Annotated in this window: 16 protein-coding genes; 10 read left to right on the top strand and 6 right to left on the bottom strand. The window is 69.2% G+C overall.

What is annotated here, in order from left to right; translation table 11 throughout:
* The first annotated feature begins 15 nt into the window (after positions 1 to 15).
* Positions 16 to 1,410 carry a S8 family serine peptidase gene (locus AB0M83_RS17285; protein WP_364518034.1) on the top strand — a complete coding sequence of 465 codons (1,395 nt, stop codon included), beginning with the start codon at positions 16 to 18 and terminating at the stop codon, positions 1,408 to 1,410.
* 494 nt (positions 1,411 to 1,904) lie between these two features.
* Here AB0M83_RS17285 and AB0M83_RS17280 read toward each other — a convergent pair whose 3' ends face one another.
* Genes AB0M83_RS17280 through sdhC form a run of 4 tightly spaced genes read right to left on the bottom strand, consistent with a single transcriptional unit; the run spans position 1,905 to position 5,346 of the window.
* Positions 1,905 to 2,675: a succinate dehydrogenase iron-sulfur subunit gene (locus AB0M83_RS17280; protein ID WP_364518032.1), complete on the bottom strand. Its 771-nt coding sequence runs from the start codon at positions 2,673 to 2,675 to the stop codon at positions 1,905 to 1,907.
* A complete protein-coding gene (gene sdhA / locus AB0M83_RS17275; RefSeq protein WP_364518030.1) occupies positions 2,675 to 4,429 on the bottom strand; it encodes a succinate dehydrogenase flavoprotein subunit in 1,755 nt (584 codons plus the stop codon). The genes AB0M83_RS17280 and sdhA overlap by 1 nt, the downstream gene beginning before the upstream one ends.
* Positions 4,430 to 4,448: 19 nt before the next feature.
* Complete coding sequence (locus tag AB0M83_RS17270) at positions 4,449 to 4,862, bottom strand: succinate dehydrogenase hydrophobic membrane anchor subunit (RefSeq protein ID WP_155549007.1); 414 nt, start codon at positions 4,860 to 4,862, stop codon at positions 4,449 to 4,451.
* Between the two features lies 1 nt (position 4,863).
* Entirely contained in the window at positions 4,864 to 5,346 is a 483-nt protein-coding gene (gene sdhC, locus AB0M83_RS17265; protein WP_364518028.1) for a succinate dehydrogenase, cytochrome b556 subunit, read from the bottom strand.
* 666 nt (positions 5,347 to 6,012) lie between these two features.
* Here sdhC and AB0M83_RS17260 point away from each other — a divergent pair.
* The 6 genes from AB0M83_RS17260 (at position 6,013) to AB0M83_RS17235 (ending at position 12,850) form a co-directional block, all read left to right on the top strand.
* On the top strand, positions 6,013 to 7,155 hold the full coding sequence (locus AB0M83_RS17260) for a BMP family ABC transporter substrate-binding protein (protein WP_364518026.1): 1,143 nt from the start codon (positions 6,013 to 6,015) through the stop codon (positions 7,153 to 7,155).
* A gap of 80 nt (positions 7,156 to 7,235) precedes the next feature.
* The gene (locus AB0M83_RS17255; protein WP_364518024.1) at positions 7,236 to 8,807 is read left to right on the top strand and encodes an ABC transporter ATP-binding protein; all 1,572 of its coding nucleotides are present in this window, start codon (positions 7,236 to 7,238) and stop codon (positions 8,805 to 8,807) included.
* Positions 8,804 to 9,901: an ABC transporter permease gene (locus AB0M83_RS17250; RefSeq protein ID WP_364518022.1), complete on the top strand. Its 1,098-nt coding sequence runs from the start codon at positions 8,804 to 8,806 to the stop codon at positions 9,899 to 9,901. The genes AB0M83_RS17255 and AB0M83_RS17250 overlap by 4 nt, the downstream gene beginning before the upstream one ends.
* Positions 9,901 to 11,178, top strand: coding sequence for an ABC transporter permease (locus AB0M83_RS17245; protein WP_364518020.1), 1,278 nt, complete (start codon positions 9,901 to 9,903; stop codon positions 11,176 to 11,178). Before AB0M83_RS17250 ends, AB0M83_RS17245 begins: the two co-directional genes overlap by 1 nt.
* Complete coding sequence (locus tag AB0M83_RS17240) at positions 11,178 to 11,570, top strand: cytidine deaminase (protein WP_364518018.1); 393 nt, start codon at positions 11,178 to 11,180, stop codon at positions 11,568 to 11,570. The genes AB0M83_RS17245 and AB0M83_RS17240 overlap by 1 nt, the downstream gene beginning before the upstream one ends.
* The gene (locus tag AB0M83_RS17235; protein ID WP_364518016.1) at positions 11,567 to 12,850 is read left to right on the top strand and encodes a thymidine phosphorylase; all 1,284 of its coding nucleotides are present in this window, start codon (positions 11,567 to 11,569) and stop codon (positions 12,848 to 12,850) included. Before AB0M83_RS17240 ends, AB0M83_RS17235 begins: the two co-directional genes overlap by 4 nt.
* Positions 12,851 to 13,031: 181 nt before the next feature.
* Here AB0M83_RS17235 and AB0M83_RS17230 read toward each other — a convergent pair whose 3' ends face one another.
* Positions 13,032 to 14,156: a PA containing protein gene (locus AB0M83_RS17230; RefSeq protein ID WP_364518014.1), complete on the bottom strand. Its 1,125-nt coding sequence runs from the start codon at positions 14,154 to 14,156 to the stop codon at positions 13,032 to 13,034.
* Between the two features lie 212 nt (positions 14,157 to 14,368).
* Between AB0M83_RS17230 and AB0M83_RS17225 the strand changes: the two genes are divergently transcribed.
* Together AB0M83_RS17225 and AB0M83_RS17220 are read left to right on the top strand one after the other, a co-directional pair.
* A complete protein-coding gene (locus tag AB0M83_RS17225; protein ID WP_364518012.1) occupies positions 14,369 to 15,463 on the top strand; it encodes an adenosine deaminase in 1,095 nt (364 codons plus the stop codon).
* Between the two features lie 90 nt (positions 15,464 to 15,553).
* Positions 15,554 to 16,759, top strand: coding sequence for an MFS transporter (locus tag AB0M83_RS17220; RefSeq protein ID WP_364518148.1), 1,206 nt, complete (start codon positions 15,554 to 15,556; stop codon positions 16,757 to 16,759).
* A gap of 609 nt (positions 16,760 to 17,368) precedes the next feature.
* On the opposite strand, the gene AB0M83_RS17215 is transcribed toward AB0M83_RS17220, so the two are convergent.
* Complete coding sequence (locus tag AB0M83_RS17215) at positions 17,369 to 18,640, bottom strand: primosomal protein (RefSeq protein WP_364518010.1); 1,272 nt, start codon at positions 18,638 to 18,640, stop codon at positions 17,369 to 17,371.
* A 151-nt stretch (positions 18,641 to 18,791) separates the two neighbouring features.
* On the opposite strand from AB0M83_RS17215, the gene AB0M83_RS17210 reads away from it, so the two are divergent.
* Positions 18,792 to 21,296 (top strand): DUF3516 domain-containing protein, encoded by a 2,505-nt coding sequence (locus tag AB0M83_RS17210; RefSeq protein WP_364518008.1) that lies wholly within the window; start codon positions 18,792 to 18,794, stop codon positions 21,294 to 21,296.
* Positions 21,297 to 21,318: the final 22 nt, after the last annotated feature.

Genomic DNA, 21,318 nt, shown 5'->3' with positions numbered 1-21,318 from the left:
GACTCTGGAGGTGGAATGTCCCGTTTACGCCGAATGGCGGCCCCGCTCGTGCTGGCCGTCGGGGGCGGCCTGTTCGTCGCGGCACCGGCCGCCGAGGCCGCGCAGGTCGCTTGCGACACGACGAGCACGCCGTACACCTACGTGGTGACCTACCAGCCGGGCACGCGTGCTTCGGCCGTCGACAAGGAGCTGGCGGCGAAGTGCGGCACGAAGGTGGCGTACTACGGCGAGATCGGCGTCGCGATCGCCAGCTCGCGCAACGCGGACTTCCAGCAGAAGATCGGCGTCTACCGGGCTTACTCGGGCGGGAAGGACGTGGCTTCTTCCGGTCTTGCCGCTCGTTCGCTGGGCGCGGTGCGGACGCTGGAGGACACGCGCTCGACGGCCGCCGCGGGTGACCTGTCGGCGCAGCAGTGGGACATGAAGGCGATTCACGCGCCGGAGGCGAACAAGAAGTACCAGGGCAGCCGGTCGGTGACGGTCGGCGTCCTGGACTCGGGTATCGACGCTACGCACCCGGCGTTGAAGGCGGCCGTTTCGCCTTCGGAATCGGCGGGCTGCATCACGGGCGCCGCGGACACCTCCCCGGCGTCGTGGGCCCCGACGACGTCCGACCACGGAACGCACGTGGCGGGCACGATCGCGGGCAAGGACCCGGCGGCGGGCTTCACGGGCATCGCGCCGGGAGTGCGCCTGGCCTCGGTGAAGGTCGTCAACGACGACGGTTACATCTTCCCGGAGTCGGCGGTCTGCGGCTTCGTGTGGGCGGCCAAGCACGGCTTCCCGGTGACGAACAACAGCTACTACATCGACCCGGGCATGTTCTTCTGCTCCCGCGAGCCCGGAGACGCCGCGGCTTACGAGGCGGTCCGGCGCGCGATCCAGTACTCGACGCACCACGGGGTCCTGAACGTGTCGGCGGCGGGCAACTCGGGCTTCGACACGACTTCCCAGACGACGGACCCGAACCGCCCCCACCCGGTGGACTCGTCGTGCGGCATCCTCCCGAAGGCGATCGACGGCGTCGTGACGGTGTCATCGGTGGGCTACGCGGGCACGAAGTCGTCGTTCAGCAACTACGGTTCGATCGACGTGACAGCTCCGGGCGGCGACTTCTCGCAGATGCCTCCCGCGGGTGAGGGCCCCTCGTGCCCGCTGTCGACGACGGTGTTCGGCGGGCTGTACGGCTCGAAGTGCGGGACGTCGATGGCCTCGCCGCACGCGGCCGGGGTCGCGGCGCTGATCGCGTCCCGCTTCCGGGGGCTTCCGCCGCAGCTGCTGGCCCGGGTGTTGACGGGTGAAGCGGACCCGGTGACGTGCGCGTCGGCGGAGACGGAGTGCACGGGGCCGGCGAAGAACAACTCGTACTACGGCCACGGCCTGGTCAACGCCCTGGACGCGGTCCGCTGACCCCAGCAAAGGAGCTGCGTGGTCATCCCGTCGCCTGAGGCCGTCAAATCACTTTGAGCCGGGCCCGCAACCCGAAGCGCAACGCGAGAAGACAGCGCAAGCTTGCGGGCCCGGCTCAAAGGGATGGGCCTCGTTCAGGCGATGGGATGACCACCCAGCGGCCCACCTCGAAAAGGTGAGAGGCCAGCGGGACGGGCGGTCATCCCGGAGCCTGCCCGTCCGGCGAGGACAGTTTTTGTTCTACCGCGTGAGAAAGCGGGTCCGACCTCCCCCGCCCCTCCGGTCGGATTCTCAGCCGCCGCCCGGGTTTGTCAAGGCGGGAAAGCGTGCCTTGACAAACCCGACCGCCGGCTGAAGAGAAGGCTGGGATGAGGGGCGGGGGAGGTCTGGTGATCTCGTGGTCGGCTTGCGCTGCCGGCTGGCGGTTGCCTGCCCTGGCAGGACGACGAAGGGCCCCCGCTCAGTCGAGCGGGGGCCCTTCGTCGTGAAGGATGTCAGACGCGCTTGAAGAGCAAAGCCCGCTTCACTTCCTGGATCGCCTTCGTCACCTGGATACCCCGGGGACACGCGTCCGTGCAGTTGAACGTCGTCCGGCAGCGCCACACGCCCTCGCCGTCGTTCAGGATGTCCAGGCGCTCCTCCGCTCCCTCGTCACGGGAGTCGAAGATGAACCGGTGCGCGTTCACGATCGCCGCCGGGCCGAAGTACGACCCGTCGTTCCAGTACACCGGGCACGACGAAGTGCAGCACGCGCACAGGATGCACTTCGTGGTGTCGTCGAACCGGTCGCGGTCCGCCTGGGACTGGAGACGCTCGCGCGTCGGCTCGGGGCTGTAGTTGATCAGGTACGGCTTGATCGCCCGGTACGCCTCGAAGAACGGGTCCATGTCGACGTAGAGGTCCTTCAACGTCGTCAGGCCCTTGATCGGGGCGATCGTGATCGTGGTCTTCTTGCCGTCCTTCTCGAGCAGATCCTTCATCAGGACCTTGCACGCCAAGCGGTTGATGCCGTTGATCTGCATCGCGTCGGACCCGCACACGCCGTGTGCGCACGAGCGGCGGAACGAGAACGTCCCGTCGATGTAGTCCTTGACGTAGAACAGCAGGTTCAGCAGCCGGTCGGTGCGCTGCGCCGGGACGTCGTAGGACTCCCAGTGCGGCTCCGTGTCGACCTCCGGGTTGAACCGGAGGATCTTCAGCGTGACCGTGATCGGCGTGTGCGCGTCCGAAGCGGCCGGAGCGTCCTCAGTGGTTGCCGCAGTCATCAGTACTTCCGCTCCATCGGTTCGTAGCGGGTGAAGGTAACCGGCTTGTAGTCGAGCCGGATGTCGGACGCCAGCCCGGTGCCCTGCTTGTATGCCATGGTGTGCCGCATGAAGTTCGTGTCGTCGCGGTTCGGGTAGTCCTCGCGGGCGTGACCGCCGCGGGACTCCTTGCGCGCGAGCGCGCCCACGATCAGCACCTCGGCCAGCTCCAGCAGGAAGCCCAGCTCGACGGCCTCGAGCAGGTCGGTGTTGTACCGCTTGCCCTTGTCCGCCACGGTGATCCGCTGGTAACGCGCCTTCAGCGCCTGGATGTCGGTCAGCGCCTGCTTCAGCGTGTCCTCGGTCCGGTACACCGACGCGTGCGAGTCCATCGTCTGCTGCATTTCCTTGCGGATGTCGGCGACGCGCTCGTCGCCGTGCTCCGACAGCAGGCCCGACAGCTGCTCTTCCACCAGCGCGGTCGGGTTCTCCGGCAGCTCGACGTGCTCGTGCGCCAGTGCGTACTCCGCGGCCGCGATGCCAGCGCGGCGGCCGAACACGTTGATGTCCAGCAGCGAGTTCGTGCCCAGGCGGTTCGAGCCGTGCACGGACACGCACGCGACCTCGCCCGCGGCGTACAGGCCCGGGATGACGTTCTCGTTGTCCCGCAGCGCTTCGCCGTGGACGTTGGTCGGGATGCCGCCCATCACGTAGTGGCAGGTCGGGAACACCGGCACCGGCTCCTTCACCGGGTCGACGCCCAGGTAGGTGCGGGAGAACTCGGTGATGTCCGGCAGCTTGGTCTCGAGGACCTCGACCGGCAGGTGCGTGACGTCGAGGACGACGTAGTCCTTGTTCGGCCCGCAGCCGCGGCCCTGCAGCACCTCCTGCACCATCGAGCGCGCCACGATGTCGCGCGGCGCGAGGTCCTTGATGGTGGGGGCGTAGCGCTCCATGAACCGCTCGCCGTCGGCGTTGCGCAGGATCCCGCCCTCGCCGCGGACGGCTTCGGAGATCAGGATGCCCAGGCCCGCGAGGCCGGTCGGGTGGAACTGGAAGAACTCCATGTCCTCCAGCGGGAGGCCCTTGCGGAAGATGATGCCGAGGCCGTCCCCGGTGAGGGTGTGGGCGTTCGACGTCGTCTTGAAGATCTTGCCCGCGCCGCCGGTGGCGAACACGATCGACTTCGCCTGGAAGACGTGCAGCTCGCCGGTGGCCAGCTCGTAGGCGACGACGCCGGAGGCGACCGGGTTGCCGTTGTCGTCCTCCGACAGCACCAGGTCGAGCACGTAGAACTCGTTGAAGAACTCCGTGCCGTACTTGACGCAGTTTTGGTAGAGCGTCTGCAGGATCATGTGGCCGGTGCGGTCCGCGGCGTAGCAGGCGCGGCGCACCGCGGCCTTGCCGTGGTCACGCGTGTGCCCGCCGAAGCGGCGCTGGTCGATCTTGCCCTCGGGCGTCCGGTTGAACGGCAGGCCCATCTTCTCCAGGTCGAGCACCGCGTCGATGGCCTCCTTGGCCATGATCTCCGCGGCGTCCTGGTCGACGAGGTAGTCGCCGCCCTTGACCGTGTCGAAGGTGTGCCACTCCCAGTTGTCCTCTTCGACGTTCGCCAGCGCGGCGCACATGCCGCCCTGGGCCGCGCCGGTGTGGGACCGGGTCGGGTAGAGCTTGGTGAGGACCGCGGTGCGGGCGCGCTGGCCGGACTCGATGGCCGCGCGCATCCCGGCGCCGCCGGCGCCGACGATCACCACGTCGTACTTGTGGAACTGCATGGTGGGAGGTCTCCGGGCTTCAGTTCGCGGGCATGTTCGGGTCGAAGGTGAAGATCACCATCGTGCCGACGGCCAGGATCAGCGCCATCGAGACGTAGAGCAGGATCTTCAGCCAGAACCGCGTGCTGTCCTTGCGCGCGTAGTCGTCGATGATGGTGCGCAGGCCGTTGCCGCCGTGGATCTCGGCGAGCCACAGCATGGCCAGGTCCCAGAACTGCCAGAACGGCGAGGCCCAGCGGCCGGCGACGAAGCCCCAGTTGATCCGGTGCACGCCGCCGTCGAGGATGTTCATGATCAGCAGGTGGCCGAGCACCAGGATGATCAGCGCGAGGCCGGAGATCCGCATGAACAGCCAGCTGTAGAGCTCGAAGTTGCTCCGGCGGGCGGCGGGACGCTTCGGCGCGCGGGGGTTCGCGAGGGCGAGGTCGGCCATGTCAGTTACCCCCGAAGAGCGTTTCGACGGTGCGCTTCAGCATGAAGAAGGCACCGGGGACCATCACGACGACCCAGACCACGCCGATCACCCAGAGCATGGCCTTCTGCAGCTTCGGGCCCTTCGACCAGAAGTCGACCAGCATGACGCGGATGCCGTTCAGCGCGTGGAAGAGGACCGCGCCGACCAGGCCCACCTCGAGGAGGTTGACGATCGGGGTCTTGTAGGTCTCGATGACCTGGTCGTAGGTGTTCGGCGACACGCGCACCAGCGCGGTGTCGAGCACGTGCACGAACAGGAAGAAGAATGTGAGCACGCCGGTGATGCGGTGCAGCACCCAGGACCACATGCCGGGGTCGCCCCGGTAGAAGGTCCCCTGCCGGCGTGAGGCACCCGCCCGATCGCTCGCCCCTGCCGCGGTGCTGGTCCCCGCCCCCGAAGGGGGTGAACCCACCCCGCTGGCAGTGCTCGCCGTGGTGGACATCGGTGAACGGCCTCCAACGTCTGACTTGTGCCCGGTGGCCGGTGAGGTCCGCACTGATCGTCGTCGTCCACCTGGGGACGTCTACGGCGGCAATGCCGAGATCAAGGGTCATCGAGCGTGGATGAAAAGGATGCTAGACCCGCTCCCGACGGACGGCTCACCTCCGGGTTCCTCTCTGTGATGGACCAGACACCGGGGCACATACCGATTGTGTGCGCGGTCACAGAAAAAGGGGGTCCACTGTGGACGTACTGCGGGAGGCGAGGGGTGGCCCGCCCGCCCGGCTGACGCCCGATCGGGTGGCGGGCGTCTGAAGCGATTCGGTCGCCGGTCCGTCCGGCCTGCGCTTCGCGCCATCTCATAGAGTGATCGGACTGGTCCATCCTTCGGTCCGCCTGGCACACTGAGTGACAGCAAACGGCATTTCGGCCGTCCCGGAGGTCTGGGAGCCGCCGAATGCGCCGCCCGATGATCGCTTTGATCACAGTGGGTGTGCGCCCGGTCGCGCGTGCGACTCGTGAGTAAACGTTTGTGTTACGTAGCGTGCCGTTCCTATGGCGCATTCCTGTCCGTTGGGTACGGTCTGGCGGTCGACCCGGCAGTGGGCCGGGTCGTGCCCTTGACCATCCGCTGGATCAGCGGGGAGGGAGACACACGTTGCGTCGCATGCGTGGAACCGCGCTGGCCGCCGTGGCCATGGCCGGGGTGCTCACCCTGGCCGGGTGCGCCAAGGACTCGAGCGGTGGCAGCAGCAACAACAGCGCCGCGCCTTCGTCGGGTGGTTCGGACTGCGTGACCGCGCAGAAGCCGCCCGCCGCGCCCGCCGCGTCGAGCAGCACGGCCGCCGCCGGGGGCAAGGTGGACGGCAGCCAGCTCAAGATCGGCCTGGCCTTCGACGTCGGCGGCCGGGGTGACGCGTCGTTCAACGACGCCGCCGCCGCGGGCACCGACAAGGCGAAGGCCGACCTGGGCGTGACGACGGTCAACGAGAGCACCGCGTCCGCCAGCGAGGCCGAGTCGGCCAAGCAGCAGCGCCTCGACCAGATGGCCTCGCAGGGCTTGAACCCGATCGTCGCGGTCGGCTTCGCCTACGCGGACTCGGTCAAGGCCGTCGCCGCCAAGTACCCGAACACCAAGTTCGCGATCGTCGACGACGACTCGATCACGCTCCCGAACGTCACGCCGCTGGTCTTCGCCGAGGAGCAGGGCTCGTTCCTGGCCGGCGTCGCCGCCGCGTACAAGAGCAAGAGCTGCCACATCGGCTTCGTCGGCGGTGTCAACACCCCGCTGATCCAGAAGTTCGAGGCCGGCTTCCTGCAGGGCGCGAAGACGGTTTCGTCCAAGATCAAGATCGAGGACGAGTACCTCACCCCGGCCGGTGACTTCTCCGGGTTCCAGGACCCGCCGAAGGGCAACGCCAAGGCCGCGGCCGAGATCGCCAAGGGCGCGGACGTCATCTACCACGCCGCCGGCGCCTCCGGTAAGGGTGTCTTCGACGCCGCCAAGTCGGGCAACGCGCTGGCCATCGGCGTCGACTCCGACCAGTACAACCAGAAGACCGTCGCGGCCGACAAGGACGTCATCATCACGTCCATGCTCAAGCGGGTCGACGTCGCGGTGTTCGACTACATCCAGGCCGTCGCCAAGGGTGACCTGACGACCCTGCCGAAGCGGTTCGACCTCAAGGTCGACGGCGTCGGCTACGCCACCTCCGGCGGCAAGGTCGACGACATCAAGGACGTCCTGGACGGCTACAAGGCCCAGATCATCTCGGGCGCGATCACCGTTTCGGACAAGCCGCAGAAGTAACTGACAACGCGGGCAGGGCTCGGAGGGACTTCTCCCTCCGAGCCCTCACGTGTTTTGACAGATATGGAATTCTCCCGCCCATGAGCACTGCCGAGGCCCCGGCCGAGGCCGTCCCCGACCGGGGCGTCCCCGCCGTCCAGCTGACCGGGATCACCAAACGGTTCCCCGGCGTGGTGGCCAACTCCGACGTCAACCTCTCCGTCGCCGCGGGCGAGGTGCACGCCATCTGTGGCGAAAACGGCGCCGGCAAGTCCACCCTGATGAAGATCCTCTACGGCATGCAGCCGCCGGACGAGGGCACGATCGCGATCAACGGCGACGAGGTGAAGCTGCGCAACCCGCAGGACGCCATCCGCGCCGGGATCGGCATGGTGCACCAGCACTTCATGCTGGCCGACAACCTCACGGTCGGCGAGAACGTGTTCCTCGGCGCCGAGGGCCTGCACGGCATCGGCCGCGCCGCCCGCGCGCGGCTGGCCGAGCTCGCCGAGCGGACCGGGCTGCACGCCAAGCCCGACACCCTGCTCGAAGAGCTGGGCGTCGCCGACCGCCAGCGCGTCGAGATCGTCAAGGTGCTCTACCGCGGGGCGAAGATCATCATCCTGGACGAGCCGACCGCGGTGCTCGTGCCGCAGGAGGTCGACGCGCTGTTCGCGACCGTCCGGGAGATGAAGGCCGACGGCTACACCTTCCTCTTCATCTCCCACAAGCTCGACGAGGTGCGCGCGATCGCCGACACCGTGACGGTGATCCGGCGCGGCACGACCGTGGGCACGGCCGACCCGAAGACCATCACCTCGCGCCAGCTCGCGGAGATGATGGTCGGTTCCGAGCTGCCCAGCCCGGAGACCCGCGAGTCCACCGTCACCGACCGCGCCGTGCTGCGGCTGACCGGGCTGACGCTGGGCGCCGAGGGCTCGGACCGCAACGCGCTCGACGACGTCACCTTCACCGTGCGCGCGGGCGAGGTGCTCGGCGTCGCGGGTGTCGAGGGCAACGGCCAGACCGAGCTCGTCGAGACCATCATGGGCATGCGCAAGCCTTCGGGCGGCAAGATCGAGCTGGTCGACGCGGAGGGCAAGGCTCGCGATCTGACGAAGGCCGGCACGCTGGCGCGGCGCGAGGCCGGCATCGGCTACATCGCCGAAGACCGCACGCGGCACAGCCTGCTGCTCACGCAACCGTTGTGGGTCAACCGGATCCTCGGTTACCAGACCCGCGAACCGGTCTCCAAAGGACAGTTGCTCGACATCGCGGGCACGCGCGCGGACACCGAGCGGATCGTGCGCGAGTACGACGTCCGCACGCCGGGGATCGACGTCCCCGCCGCGGCGCTCTCGGGCGGCAACCAGCAGAAGCTGATCGTCGGACGCGAGCTGTCCGGCAACCCGGTGCTGCTCATCGCGTCGCACCCGACCCGCGGTGTCGACGTCGGCGCGCAGGCGCTGATCTGGGAGAACATCCGCCAGGCGCGCGCGGCCGGCCTCGCCGTGCTGCTCATCTCGGCCGACCTCGACGAGCTCATCGGCCTGTCCGACACGATCCGCGTCATGCTGCGCGGGCGGCTCGTCAGCGAGGCCGACCCCGCCACCGTGACCCCGCAGGAACTGGGCTCGGCGATGACCGGCGCCGGAGAGGGTGAAGAAGAGTGACCTCCTGGCGCACGAAACTGCTGCCACCGCTGCTGGCGATCGTGTTCGCCGTGCTGCTGTCGGCGATCGCGCTGATCATTTCGGGGGCCGACCCGCTGCAGGCGTACGGCACCATGATCGGCCAGATGTTCAAGGGCTCGACCGCGGTCGACACCGTGAACCTCGCGACCGTGTACTACCTGTCCGGGCTCGCGGTCGCCATCGGCTTCCAGATGAACCTGTTCAACATCGGTGTCGAAGGCCAGTACCGGTTCGCGGCGGTCGTCGCGGCCATCGCCGGTGGCGCTCTGCAGCTGCCGCCGGTGATCCACACGCTGGTGATCCTCATCGTCGCGGTCGTCGCCGGTGCGGCGTACGCGGCCGTCCCGGCGATCCTCAAGGTCACCCGCGGGGTGAGCGAGGTGATCGCGACGATCATGCTGAACGCGATCGTCGGCGGGATCATCGCCTTCCTCATCAACGCCGACCAGTTCGGCGTGCAGCGGGGCAACAACATCGGGACCCGCGAGATCGCGTCGTCCGGCCGGATCCCGGGCATCCCGCTCGGCTCGGGCACGCTCTTCGGGTTCGTCATCGTCGCGGCCGTTATCGGTGCCGCCTACTGGTTCATGCTCAACCGCACGCGGTTCGGCTTCGAGCTCAAGGCGTCCGGCGAGTCGACCACCGCGGCCGCCGCGGGTGGCGTCAACGCCAAGAAGATGACGCTGATCGCGATGCTGCTCTCGGGCGGCGTCGCGGGCCTGGTCGCGATGCCGGAGCTGCTCGGCCGCGACTACACCTACGGCATCACCTCGACCCAGATGTACGGCTTCACCGGCATCGCCGTCGCGCTGCTCGGCCGCAACCACCCCGGTGGCATCGCGCTCGGCGCGCTGCTGTGGGCGTTCCTGGACACCTCGGCGGTGTCGCTGGAGCAGATCAACGTGTCCAAGGAGATCGCGACGATCATGCAGGGCATCATCGTGCTGTCGGTCGTCGTGGCGTACGAGGTCGTGCGCCGGGCCGACCTCGCCGCCGAACAACGCAGGGTCGGCCGGGCACTCGCCGGCAACGGCCGCAAGGGCGCTTCGGTCGCCGAAGGGGGTGCGGTCTGATGGTCGTCACCGACGTCTCCCGGCCCGACGCGGGCAGCCCCGGCGCCATGCCGGTGCACCGCAAGCGGTCCCGGATCCCCGGCTGGCTCCGCGGGGTCATCTGGGCCGTGATCGCCATCGCCGTCGTCTCGACGGCGTCGTACTCCACCGGCGTCGCCGCGCTGACGTCGTCGAACACGTCGTCGACGGCGTTGCGCCTGGCCCTGCCGATCCTGCTGTGCGCGCTCGGCGGCCTCTGGGCCGAACGCGCGGGCGTGGTCAACATCGGTCTCGAGGGCATGATGATCCTCGGGACCTGGGGCGCCGCCTGGGGTTCGTACTACGGCGGCGCGTGGGCCGGCCTGGTGGCCGCGCTCGTGTTCGGCGCGCTGGGCGGGCTGCTGCACGCGGTGGCGACGGTGACGTTCAACGTCAACCACATCGTCTCCGGCGTAGCGATCAACCTGCTCGGCCTCGGCGTCACGAAGTACCTGGCGAACCTCATCTTCGAGCCGCTGTCGGGCAACCCGCGGCAGTCGCCGGTGGTGCCGAAGTTCGACACCTACTCGGCGAGCGGCCTCTCGGACTGGCTCGGTGACCTGGAGAAGGAACAGCGCGTCGGGATCTCCGACGTCGCCGGCATCCTGCGCGGCCTGGTCACCGAGGTGGCGCCGCTTACGATGATCGCGATCATCCTGGTGCCGGTGAGCTTCTGGGTGCTCTGGAAGACCCGCTTCGGCCTGCGGCTGCGCTCGTGCGGCGAGAACCCGGTGGCCGCCGAGTCCCTCGGCGTGAACGTCTACCGGCACAAGTACATCGCGATGCTGATCTCGGGCGCGCTGGCCGGCATGGGCGGCGCGTCGCTGGTGCTGCTGCGCGGCGGCGCGGACTACCTGGAGAACCAGACGAACGGCCGCGGGTACATCGGCCTCGCGGCGATGATCTTCGGCAACTGGCGGCCGGGTGGCCTGCTCGGCGGCGCGGCGCTGTTCGGCTACGCGGACGGCTTGCAGCTCGCCGGTGGCGGGGAAGCGGTGCTCGCGCTGCTGTACGGCGCGGTGATCCTGGTCGCCGTGATCGTCGTCGTCCAGCTGTTCCGCAAGCAGTGGATCGCGGCCGGGCTCGGCGTCGTCGGCGCCGGGATCCTGTACTTGATCTACTGGTCGAACGACACGCTGCCGTCGGACCTGATCCCGTACACCGCGCACTTCGTGACGCTGATCGTGCTCGCGGTGGCTTCGCAGCGGCTGCGGCCGCCGAAGGCCGACGGGCAGCCGTACCGGCGAGGTGAGGACTGATGACGTCCACTGTGGATTGGGACGCGCTGCGTTCTCAGGCCATCGAAGCGGCTTCCCATGCGTACGCGCCTTATTCGGGCCTGCACGTCGGGGTCGCCGGGATCGTCGACGACGGCCGCGTGGTCACCGGGTGCAACGTCGAGAACGCGTCCTACGGGCTCGGACTGTGCGCCGAGTGCACGATGGCCGGCCAGCTGCGGCTGTCCGGCGGCGGCCGGCTGGTCGCGGTGGCGTGCCGCAGTGGCGCCGGTGACCTGCTGATGCCGTGCGGGCGCTGCCGGCAGATCCTGTTCGAGCTGGGCGGGTCTGCCTGCTTGGTCGACACGCCGAGCGGCATCCTGCCGATGTCGGACGTCCTGCCGGACGCCTTCGGCCCGGACGACCTGCCGTGACGGGCTTCGCGGCGGTCGACGTCATCCGGACCAAGCGGGACGGCGGCCGGCTTTCGGACGAGCAGATCGACTGGGTCGTCGACGCGTACACGCGCGGGGACGTCGCCGAAGAGCAGATGTCGGCGCTCGCGATGGCGATCTTCCTGCGGGGCATGGATCCCGCCGAGATCTCGCGCTGGACCGGCGCGATGATCGACTCCGGCGAGCGGCTCTCGTTGAACGTGTCGCGGCCGACGGTCGACAAGCACTCGACGGGCGGGGTCGGCGACAAGATCACGCTGCCGCTGGCGCCGTTGGTGGCCGCGTGCGGGGCGGCGGTGCCGCAGCTGTCCGGGCGCGGGCTCGGGCACACCGGCGGGACGCTGGACAAGCTGGAGTCGATCCCCGGCTGGCGGGCTTCACTGTCCACGGCGGAGATCCAGGCTCAGCTGGAGGACGTCGGCGCGGTGGTCTGCGCGGCGACGTCCGGGCTGGCCCCGGCGGACAAGAAGCTGTACGCGCTGCGGGACGTGACGTCCACTGTGGAGTCGATCCCGCTGATCGCCAGCTCGATCATGAGCAAGAAGATCGCGGAGGGCGCGTCCGGGCTGGTCCTGGACGTCAAGTTCGGGTCGGGCGCGTTCATGAAGACGCTGGACCAGGCGCGTTCGCTGGCCTCGACGTTGACTTCGATCGGGGTCGCGCACGGGGTGCCGACGACGGCGCTGCTGACCGACATGAACGTCCCGCTGGGGCACGCGGTCGGGAACGCGGTGGAGGTCGCGGAGTCGGTTGCCGTTTTGCAGGGCGGGGGGCCTTCGGACGTCGTCGAGCTGACTCTCGCGTTGGCGCGGGAGATGCTGGCCCTCGCCGGTCTCGACGTGGACCCGGCGGCGGTGCTGGCTTCCGGCGAGGCGTACGAGACGTGGTGCCGGATGATCTCCGCCCAGGGCGGCGACCCCGCGGCGCCGCTGCCGACGCCGTCGCACGTCCACACGGTGGTCGCGCCGGCCTCGGGCATGCTGGCTTCGCTGGACGCGTACGCGGTGGGCGTCGCGGCTTGGCGGCTGGGCGCGGGCCGGGCCCGCAAGGAGGACCCGGTCCAGGCCGCGGCGGGCATCCTGTGCCTGGCGAAGCCCGGCTCCCAGGTCACCGAGGGTGAGCCGCTGCTGGAGCTGCACACGGACACGCCTTCCGCGGTCCCAGCGGCTCTCGCCGCTCTCGAAGGCGCTTACTCGGTCGCGTCGGCGGCGTCCGCGCCGAACCCGATAGTCCGGGAGACGATCCGCGGCACGGTGTGATGATCATCGCGAAGACGATCACCCGCCCGAGTGACCCCACCCGCCACTTTCCCTACGAAAGCTCAGCGTTCGGGCCCTCGAAGCGTCACTTTCCCCGAGAAAGTGATCCGGAGCGGTTACTCCGGACATGAAAAGAGGCCCCTGCCGGGTGTACCGGTGGGGGCCTCTTCGTGGGGCTGGGTTACTCCGTGGCTTCTTCGGCGCCTTCGCCCGACTTGGCCTTGGCGTCGGCCGGCTTCGGCGCGCGGCCGTTGCGGGAGCTGCGACGCGGCTGGCGCGGGGCCGGGGGCGGCGGGGAGATCTGCTGCACCGCCGGGCCGCCGCCGAGCATCAGCTCCGCGAACGTGGCCATCGCCTCGTCGAGCTGGCCGCCGATGCGGCGGACGCTCTCGTCGTTGCTCTTCCGGACCAGCGTGTCGACCGAGTCGGTGTCCGGCTGCTTGGACAGCGTGCCCTCGACCTTGGACAGCCCGGCCTTGAGCGCGCCGTCGAGGTCGCCGATGCCGGAGAGGAAGCCGTCCTCCACCTTGTCGAGGCGGCCGGCCAGCTCGTCGAGGCGGACGGTGACCTTCTCGAGCCGGTTGCCCAGGCCCTCCAGGCGGTCCGACGCGTCGATCATCTCGCCGGTCTCGGTCAGCGCCGTCTTGAGCGCCTCGGTGTTCGCGCCGATCCGCTCGCCGGTGACGCGGTCGAGCTCGCCGATGCGCTCCTGCGTCGTGCGGCTCAGCTCGTCCAGCTTGCCCCGCAGCTCGTGGTCGGCGTGGTCGACGCGGTCGCGCAGCGACGCCTCGGCCTGCTCGATCCGCTCGCGGACCGGGCCGTGCACCGACTGCGGGATCGAGTCGAGCTTCGCGTCCTGCTTGTCGAGGTGGCTGCCGACCTCGTCGATCCGGCGGTGGATGTTCTGGAGCTTGTCCTCGAGTCCGTCCATCCGGCCCGCGACGCCCTCGAAGCGGGCGGCCATGCCGTCGAGCCGGCCGTCGAGCTGTGCGAACGGCTTGGCCAGCTTGTCGACGATGCTCTCGACGGCGCGGGTCAGCGCGGCGATCGCGTTGTCCTGGGCCTCGAGCCGCGACATCGTCTCGTCGAGGCGCTCGGCCAGGACGCTGACCTCGGTGCGGTCGGGCATCTCGGACAGCCGCTTGCGGACCGCGCCCAGCGAGTCCACCGGCGCGAGGCGGGCGTAGATGTCGTCGAGCGCGTCGAAGATCTGCTGCTGCTCGCTCTCACGCACTTCGGCCGCGCGCACCAGCATGTTGCGCATCCGGTCGAAGGACGGGGCGGCAATGTGGTTGTCAGTGGTCACTGCTGTGTGTCCTTCGTCGGCGGGGAAATGGAGGGACGTGCCACGAAGCTTAACGATTGCGAAATTGCTGTGCGTATGGCCCCCGTGAAGCGCGTATTACGGAGGCTGCCCCCGGATGGCCGATTCGTCGCATGATCGTCAACGCTGAGCGTTGACCGGAGCCTGAGAGTTACGGCCATGTAGGGGAATGACAACGAGGTTACCGTTGGGGGATGCCTGACGAAAGCCCTGTTCTGACCAGCGAGACACTCCGCCGCGCGCCGAAGGTCCTCCTCCATGACCACCTCGACGGCGGCCTGCGCCCGGCCACCGTCGCCGAGCTCGCCGAAGCCACCGGCTATGCCGGGCTGCCCACCACCGACCCGGCCGAGCTGGGCACCTGGTTCCGCCGCGCGGCCGACTCCGGCTCACTCGTGTCCTACCTCGAGACCTTCGCGCACACCTGCGGAGTGATGCAAACGGAGGAATCGCTGGTCAGGGTCGCCGCGGAAGCGGTCGAGGACCTGGCCGCCGACGGCGTCGTCTACGCCGAGGTGCGCTACGCACCGGAGTTGTTCGTCGAACGCGGTCTGTCACTCGATGCGGTGGTCGAGGCCGTCCAGGCGGGGTTCACGGAGGGCACACGGCGCGTGGCCGCGAACGGCGGTTCGATCCGCGTCGGGACGTTGCTCTGCGCGATGCGCCAGCACGCCCGGGCCCTCGAGATCGCGACCCTGGCCGTCCGCTACCGCGACGCCGGCGTGGTCGGGTTCGACATCGCCGGACCGGAAGACGGATTCCCGCCGACCCGCAATCTCGACGCTTTCGAGTATTTGCGGCAGAACAATGCGCATTTCACCATTCACGCCGGCGAAGCGTTCGGCCTTCCGTCCATTTGGGAGGCGATTCAGCACTGCGGGGCCGAGCGGCTGGGGCACGGCGTGCGGATCATCGAGGACATCAAGACCGACGCGGACGGCACGGTCCACCTTGGACGGTTGGCCGCGTACGTCCGCGACCGCCGGATCCCGCTGGAGATCTGCCCGACGTCGAACGTCCAAACAGGCACGGTGCGCTCCATCGCCGAGCACCCGCTCGCGCTGCTCGAGCGGCTGCGCTTCCGGGTGACCGTGAACACGGACAACCGGCTGATGAGCGGATGCACGATGACCAGCGAATTCGCCGCGCTGCACGAGGCGTTCGGGTACGACCTCGACGACTTCCGGTGGTTCACGATCAACGCGATGAAATCCGCGTTCATCGATTTCGACGCCCGGCTCGCGCTGATCGACGACGTCATCAAGCCCGGGTACGCCGCGCTGCGCTGACCGTCCCGCTGGGTGCTTGCGGTCCTTAGCCATGCCAACTATCGTTCACCATGTAGGAAGTTGTTCTCAGAATTTGAGACGGTGACGACGATGGCGCAGGTCGCGGGCGATTCGGCCGAACGGGTGCAGGCGAGTTCGCGACGGTGGCTCATCCTCGCGCTCGGCCTCGCCGCGCAGACCGCGAGCTGTTCCTTTCTCTACGGCATCCCGTTCCTGGTCCCGGTCATGCGGGACGCGGAGGGGCTGACGCTGGCCCAGGCCGGCACGGTCGTCGCGGCCCCGAGCATCGGCCTGTTGTTCACCCTGATCGTGTGGGGCGCGGCTGCGGACCGTTACGGAGAGCGTCTGATCATGGCGCTCGGCCTGGGTGCGTCAGGGTTACTCCTGGTGTACGCCGGGGTCGGAGCTCACCCGGTCGGGCTTCTCTTTGGTGTGTTCCTGGCGGCCGGAGCGTGTACGGCTTCGGTCAACGCGGCGAGCGGTCGCGTGGTGATGGGCTGGTTCGCGAAGTCCGAGCGCGGGGTCGCGATGGGGATCCGCCAGACGGCCCAGCCGCTCGGCGTCGGCGTCGCGGCGCTCGGGCTGCCGCCGCTGGCGGAGCACTTCGGGTTCCGCGCGGCGGTGCTGCTGCCGGCCGGGCTGGCGATCGTCGTCGCGCTGCTGGTGGCGTGGCTGGTCACGGACCCGCCTCGGCCACCGCGGGCGTCATCGGGGGAGAAGCCGCCGTCGCCGTACCGGCACGCGACGCTGTGGCGGGTTCACGGCGCGAGTGCGTTGCTGGTGGTGCCGCAGTTCGCGGTGTCGGCGTTCGCGCCGGCGTACCTGGTGGCGGTGCACCACTGGAGCCCCCTGTCCGCGGGCTGGTACCTGGCGGTGGTCCAGGTGCTCGGCGCACTGGGGCGGCTGGGGTCGGGCTGGTGGTCCGACCGCGTGGGGAGCCGGCTGCGGCCGATGCGTCAGCTCGCGGTGTTGAGCTGTCTCGTCATGCTGCTGGTGGCGCTGGGAGATGCGACGGGGCTCTGGCTGGTGCTGCTGGCGCTGGCGCTGGCCGGGATCATCACGGTGGCCGACAACGGGCTCGGCTTCACGGCGTCGGCGGAGCTGGCGGGCCTGGCGTGGTCGGGCCGCGCGATGGGGACGCAGAACACGGGCCAGAACATCGCGGCCTCGCTGACGCCGCCCCTGCTGGGCCTGGTGATCGGCGACAGCCGGTACGCGCTGGCGTTCTGCGTGGCGGCGGTGTTCCCGGCGCTGGCGGTGCTGGTGGTCCCGGTCCGCGCCGAACCCCGCGACTGACCCGTGTCGACCTCCCCATCACAGGTGATGCCCCTCCAGTCACGCGAGATGCCTGCCTGGTCACGCGAGTTGCGCGCTCAATCACGCGAGACACGCGCCTGATCACGCGAGACACGTGCCTAAGCACGTGAGCCGACCCTCTGGGTACGTGAGCCGACCGCCTGAGTACGCGAGCCGACCGTCCGGGTACGTGAGTTGGCAATTTGGGTACGCGGGCCGAGCCGTCCGCGGCGAGCGGGCCGGCGATCGCGCGTGATCCGAGCGGCTTCACGCGTGATCGCAGGGGCATCACCTGTGTCTGGAGCGGCATCGCGCGGGGCTGATCGCCCCGGCGAACCGGCCTCCGGCCGCGGGGGCGCCCCCCGTCTCCAGCGTATCGGCCGGCTCCGACGGAAACCGGCTGCCGGAGCCCACCGCGGGCCGGGTTGTCCACAACCGGCGGGGGCTGTGGATACCGGTGTGCGGCAGCGGCCCACATGCCGTGAATGACTCATTCACCTCGTCCGACGCCGTGAATGAGTCATTCACGGCGTGCGCGCGAGGCCCGGACATGGCGAAGGCCGCCTCCCCGACAAAGCGGGGGAGGCGGCCTTCGCCGAACCAAAAAGATCAAGCCACGGTCAGGCGGTTCTCGAACCCCTCGACCAGCTTCCGCCACGCGCTCTGCTCAGCGTCGAACGGCGCCGACGGCTCGAGGCGCGTCGGGTCCGGCCTCAGCACGAACGACACCAGCCAGCCCAGGCTTTCGTTGCCCGCCAGGGCGGTCTCGACCGAGTCGTCGCCCGCCCAGTCCGCCGCGTCCGTGATCAGCTCGACCGCCAGCTCCAGCTGCGTCGGGTCGATCGCCTCGGGGCCCTCCGCGATGTCCGCGTCCAGGCCCGTCAGCACGTACGTGTTCTCGGCGTCGACCTCGACCTCGAGCTCGCCCGCCGTCGCCTTCGCCAGGACCTCGTCCCACGTGGACACGTCCGCGAGGTCCGTGTCGGCCAGGTCCTTGCCGTCGGCGAGGGCCCGCGCGAGGGCCTTCTCCGACGTGAACACGTCGATCTCGCCCTCGCTGCCGAGGAACACCGGCGCGTCGTCGAGGTAGCAGCGCAGCGTGTAGTACTCCGCGCCGGACGTGATGATCTTGATCGGGTCGATGCCGACCTCGGCCCAGAAACCGACCGGAGCGTCGTCCTCGTCCTCATCGGAGTCTTCGTCCGAGTCGGAGTCAAGAGAGTCGATCGCCTCGAGGTCCTCTTCGCCCTCGGCGCCGGCCTCGGCCTCCGCGGACTCCTCGTGGAACGCCGCCAGCTCCTCGGCCGTCTGCTCCAGCACCTTCTCGTCGACGTCCGGCGCGGTCACCAGGCCGTCGATCGCGTCCAGCACGGTGTCCCACTTCTGCGACACCGTCTCGGACAGGTCGTTCCACACCTGCACGCCGACACTCCCGGTGAACGGGAGCGTGCCCTGGTCGAGCAGCGAGAAGCCCTCGGTCGAGTCGAGGATCTCGTGCACCTCTTCGAGGTCGCAGACGTCGGCGAGCGAGCGCACGATGCCGACGATCTCGGCCAGCTCCGCGATGTGCCAGACGTCCGGCTCCTCGGCGACGAGCTCCGGCACGCCGACGAGGTCGTACGTGTGGTCCTCGTCCGGGATCAGCTCGGGCACGTTCAGCGACGGCACGGCGTCCCAGGCCGGGTGGTCCAGCAGGTCGTGGCGCTCGGACGTGCGGACGAAGGCAGCCAGGTGTGCGGCGTCCGGGAAGGCGTACAGGTCGTCCTCGTCGCCGAGGAACGCTTCCCACTCCTCGCCGTCTTCCCGCCAGCGCGGGGCCCACAGGGTGACGACGTCGCCCTGCGGAAGCCCGAGTTCGATCGGGATGATGTCCTGTGCCATTCCTTAGCCCTCCGGAGTACCGCCCGTATGCGCGCGTGACCGGAAGGATCACCCGGTCGACGCGCGGTACCGCGAAGCCTACGGGTTTACCACGCGCGATGCGATCGCCCCTGCCGACTTTGCGACGAGCGGATGGCACGATGGACCCCTGATGACTCTCACAGACCTCCTGCCTGCGGATCCCGACCCCGACGCCCTCTTCGAAGCGTTCACGACCTGGACGGCCGACCGGGGCATCGAGCTGTACCCGGCGCAGGAGGAGGCGGTGATGGAGGTCGTCTCCGGATCGAACGTCATCCTCTCGACGCCGACCGGCTCCGGGAAGAGCCTCGTCGCCGTCGGCGCGCACTTCACCGCGCTCGCCCAGGGCCGCCGCAGCTACTACACCGCGCCCATCAAGGCCCTCGTGTCGGAGAAGTTCTTCCAGCTCATCGAGATCTTCGGCGCCGACAACGTCGGGATGATGACCGGCGACTCCAGCGTCAACCCGGACGCGCCGATCATCTGCTGCACGGCCGAAATCCTGGCGAACATCGCGTTGCGGTTCGGTGCCGACGCCCCGGTCGGGCAGGTCGTCGCCGACGAGTTCCACTTCTACTCCGAGCCCGACCGCGGCTGGGCGTGGCAGGTACCGATCCTCGAGCTGCCGAAGGCCCAGTTCGTCCTGATGTCGGCGACCTTGGGCGACGTGTCCTTCTTCGAGAAGGACCTCACCCGCCGTACCGGCAAGCCGACCGCCGTCGTCACGTCGGCGCAGCGCCCGGTGCCGCTGACCTTCCGCTACGCGCTCACCCCGCTGCACGAGACCATGTCCGAGCTGCTCAACGGCGGCCAGGCGCCGGTCTACGTCGTGCACTTCTCGCAGGCCGCGGCCATCGAGCGGGCGCAGACGCTGATGAGCATCAACGTCACGACCAAGGCCGAGAAGGAGGCGATCGCCGACCTGCTCGGAGACTTCCGCTTCGCCGCCGGGTTCGGCAAGACGCTCTCGCGGCTGGTCCGCCACGGCATCGGCGTCCACCACGCCGGCATGCTGCCGAAGTACCGGCGATTGGTCGAGACCTTGGCCCAATCGGGGCTGCTCAAGGTGATCTGCGGGACGGACACCCTCGGCGTCGGCATCAACGTACCGATCAGGACAGTGGTCTTCTCCGCGCTGACGAAGTACGACGGCGTCCGCCAGCGCCACCTCAAGGCGCGCGAGTTCCACCAGATCGCCGGCCGCGCCGGGCGCGCGGGTTACGACACCGACGGCTACGTCGTCGTCCAGGCGCCCGACCACGTCGTCGAGAACGCGAAGGCGCTGGAGAAGGCGGGCGACGACCCGAAGAAGAAAAAGAAGATCGTCCGGAAGAAGGCGCCGGAGGGCTTCGTCAACTGGACCGAGAGCACGTTCGACCGGCTGATCGCGGCCGAGCCCGAGCCGCTGACGTCCAGCTTCAAGGTCACGCACTCGATGCTGCTCAACGTGATCTCGCGGCCGGGCAACGCGTTCGAGTCGATGCGGCACCTCCTCGAGGACAACCACGAGGACCGCGCGTCGCAGCGCAAGCTCATCCTGCGCGCCATCGCGATCTACCGCGCGCTGCTCGCCGCCGGCGTCGTCGAACGGCTGCCCGAACCGGACGAGCAGGGCCGGGTCATCCGGCTCACCGTCGACTTGCAGTTCGACTTCGCGCTCAACCAGCCGCTTTCGCCGTTCGCGCTGGCCGCGATCGACCTGTTCGACCTCGAGTCGCCGAGCTACCCGCTCGACGTCGTGTCCACTGTGGAGGCCACAGTGGACAACCCGCGGCCGGTGCTGTCACAGCAGCAGTTCAAGGCGCGCGGCGAGGCCGTGAACGCCATGAAGGCCGAGGGCATCGAGTACGACGAGCGGATGGAGCTGCTCGAGAACGTCTCGTACCCGAAGCCCCTCGAAGAGCTGCTGCAGGGCGCGTTCCACAGCTACCGACAGGGCCACCCGTGGGTCGACGACTACGAACTTTCGCCGAAGTCCGTGGTGCGCGACATGTACGAGCGCGCGATGAACTTCGTCGAGTACATCGGCTTCTACCAGCTCGCCCGGTCGGAAGGGCTGGTGCTGCGCTACCTCACCGACGTCTACGACTCGCTGCGCCACACGGTGCCCGACGAGGCCAAGACCGAGCCGCTGCAGGACCTCATCGAATGGCTCGGCGAGCTCGTCCGGCAGGTCGACTCGAGCCTCTTGGACGAATGGGAGGCGCTGCGGCACCCCGACGAAGAGGGCCCGGTGTCGCAGCGGCCGCCGGAGCTGCCGCCGGCCGTCACGCGCAACGAGCGCGCGTTCCGCGTCCTGGTGCGCAACGAGCTGTTCCGCCGGGTCGAGCTGTTCGGGCGCCGGGCGTGGAACGTGCTCGGCGAGCTGGACGCGGCGTCCGGCTGGGACGCCGACGCGTGGGAAGACGCGATCGAGGACTACTTCGAGGAGTACGAGACGCTCGGCACCGGCCCGGACGCGCGCGGCCCGGCGCTGCTGATGATCGAGCAGCTGCCGGACGTCTGGAAGGTCCGCCAGATCTTCGACGACCCGGCGGGCGACCACGACTGGGGCATCAGCGCGGAGGTCGACCTGGCGGCGTCCGACGAGGCCGGCATGGCCGTCGTGCGGGTGACCGAGGTGGGCGCGCACTGACTTTCTTCGGGGGTTCCGGGTG

It is taken from the genome of Amycolatopsis sp. NPDC051106, from assembly GCF_040682775.1.
In the GTDB taxonomy this organism is placed as follows: domain Bacteria; phylum Actinomycetota; class Actinomycetes; order Mycobacteriales; family Pseudonocardiaceae; genus Amycolatopsis.
The sequence above is the reverse complement of the archived record's forward strand: the minus strand, read 5'-3'. Positions and strand labels throughout refer to the sequence as shown.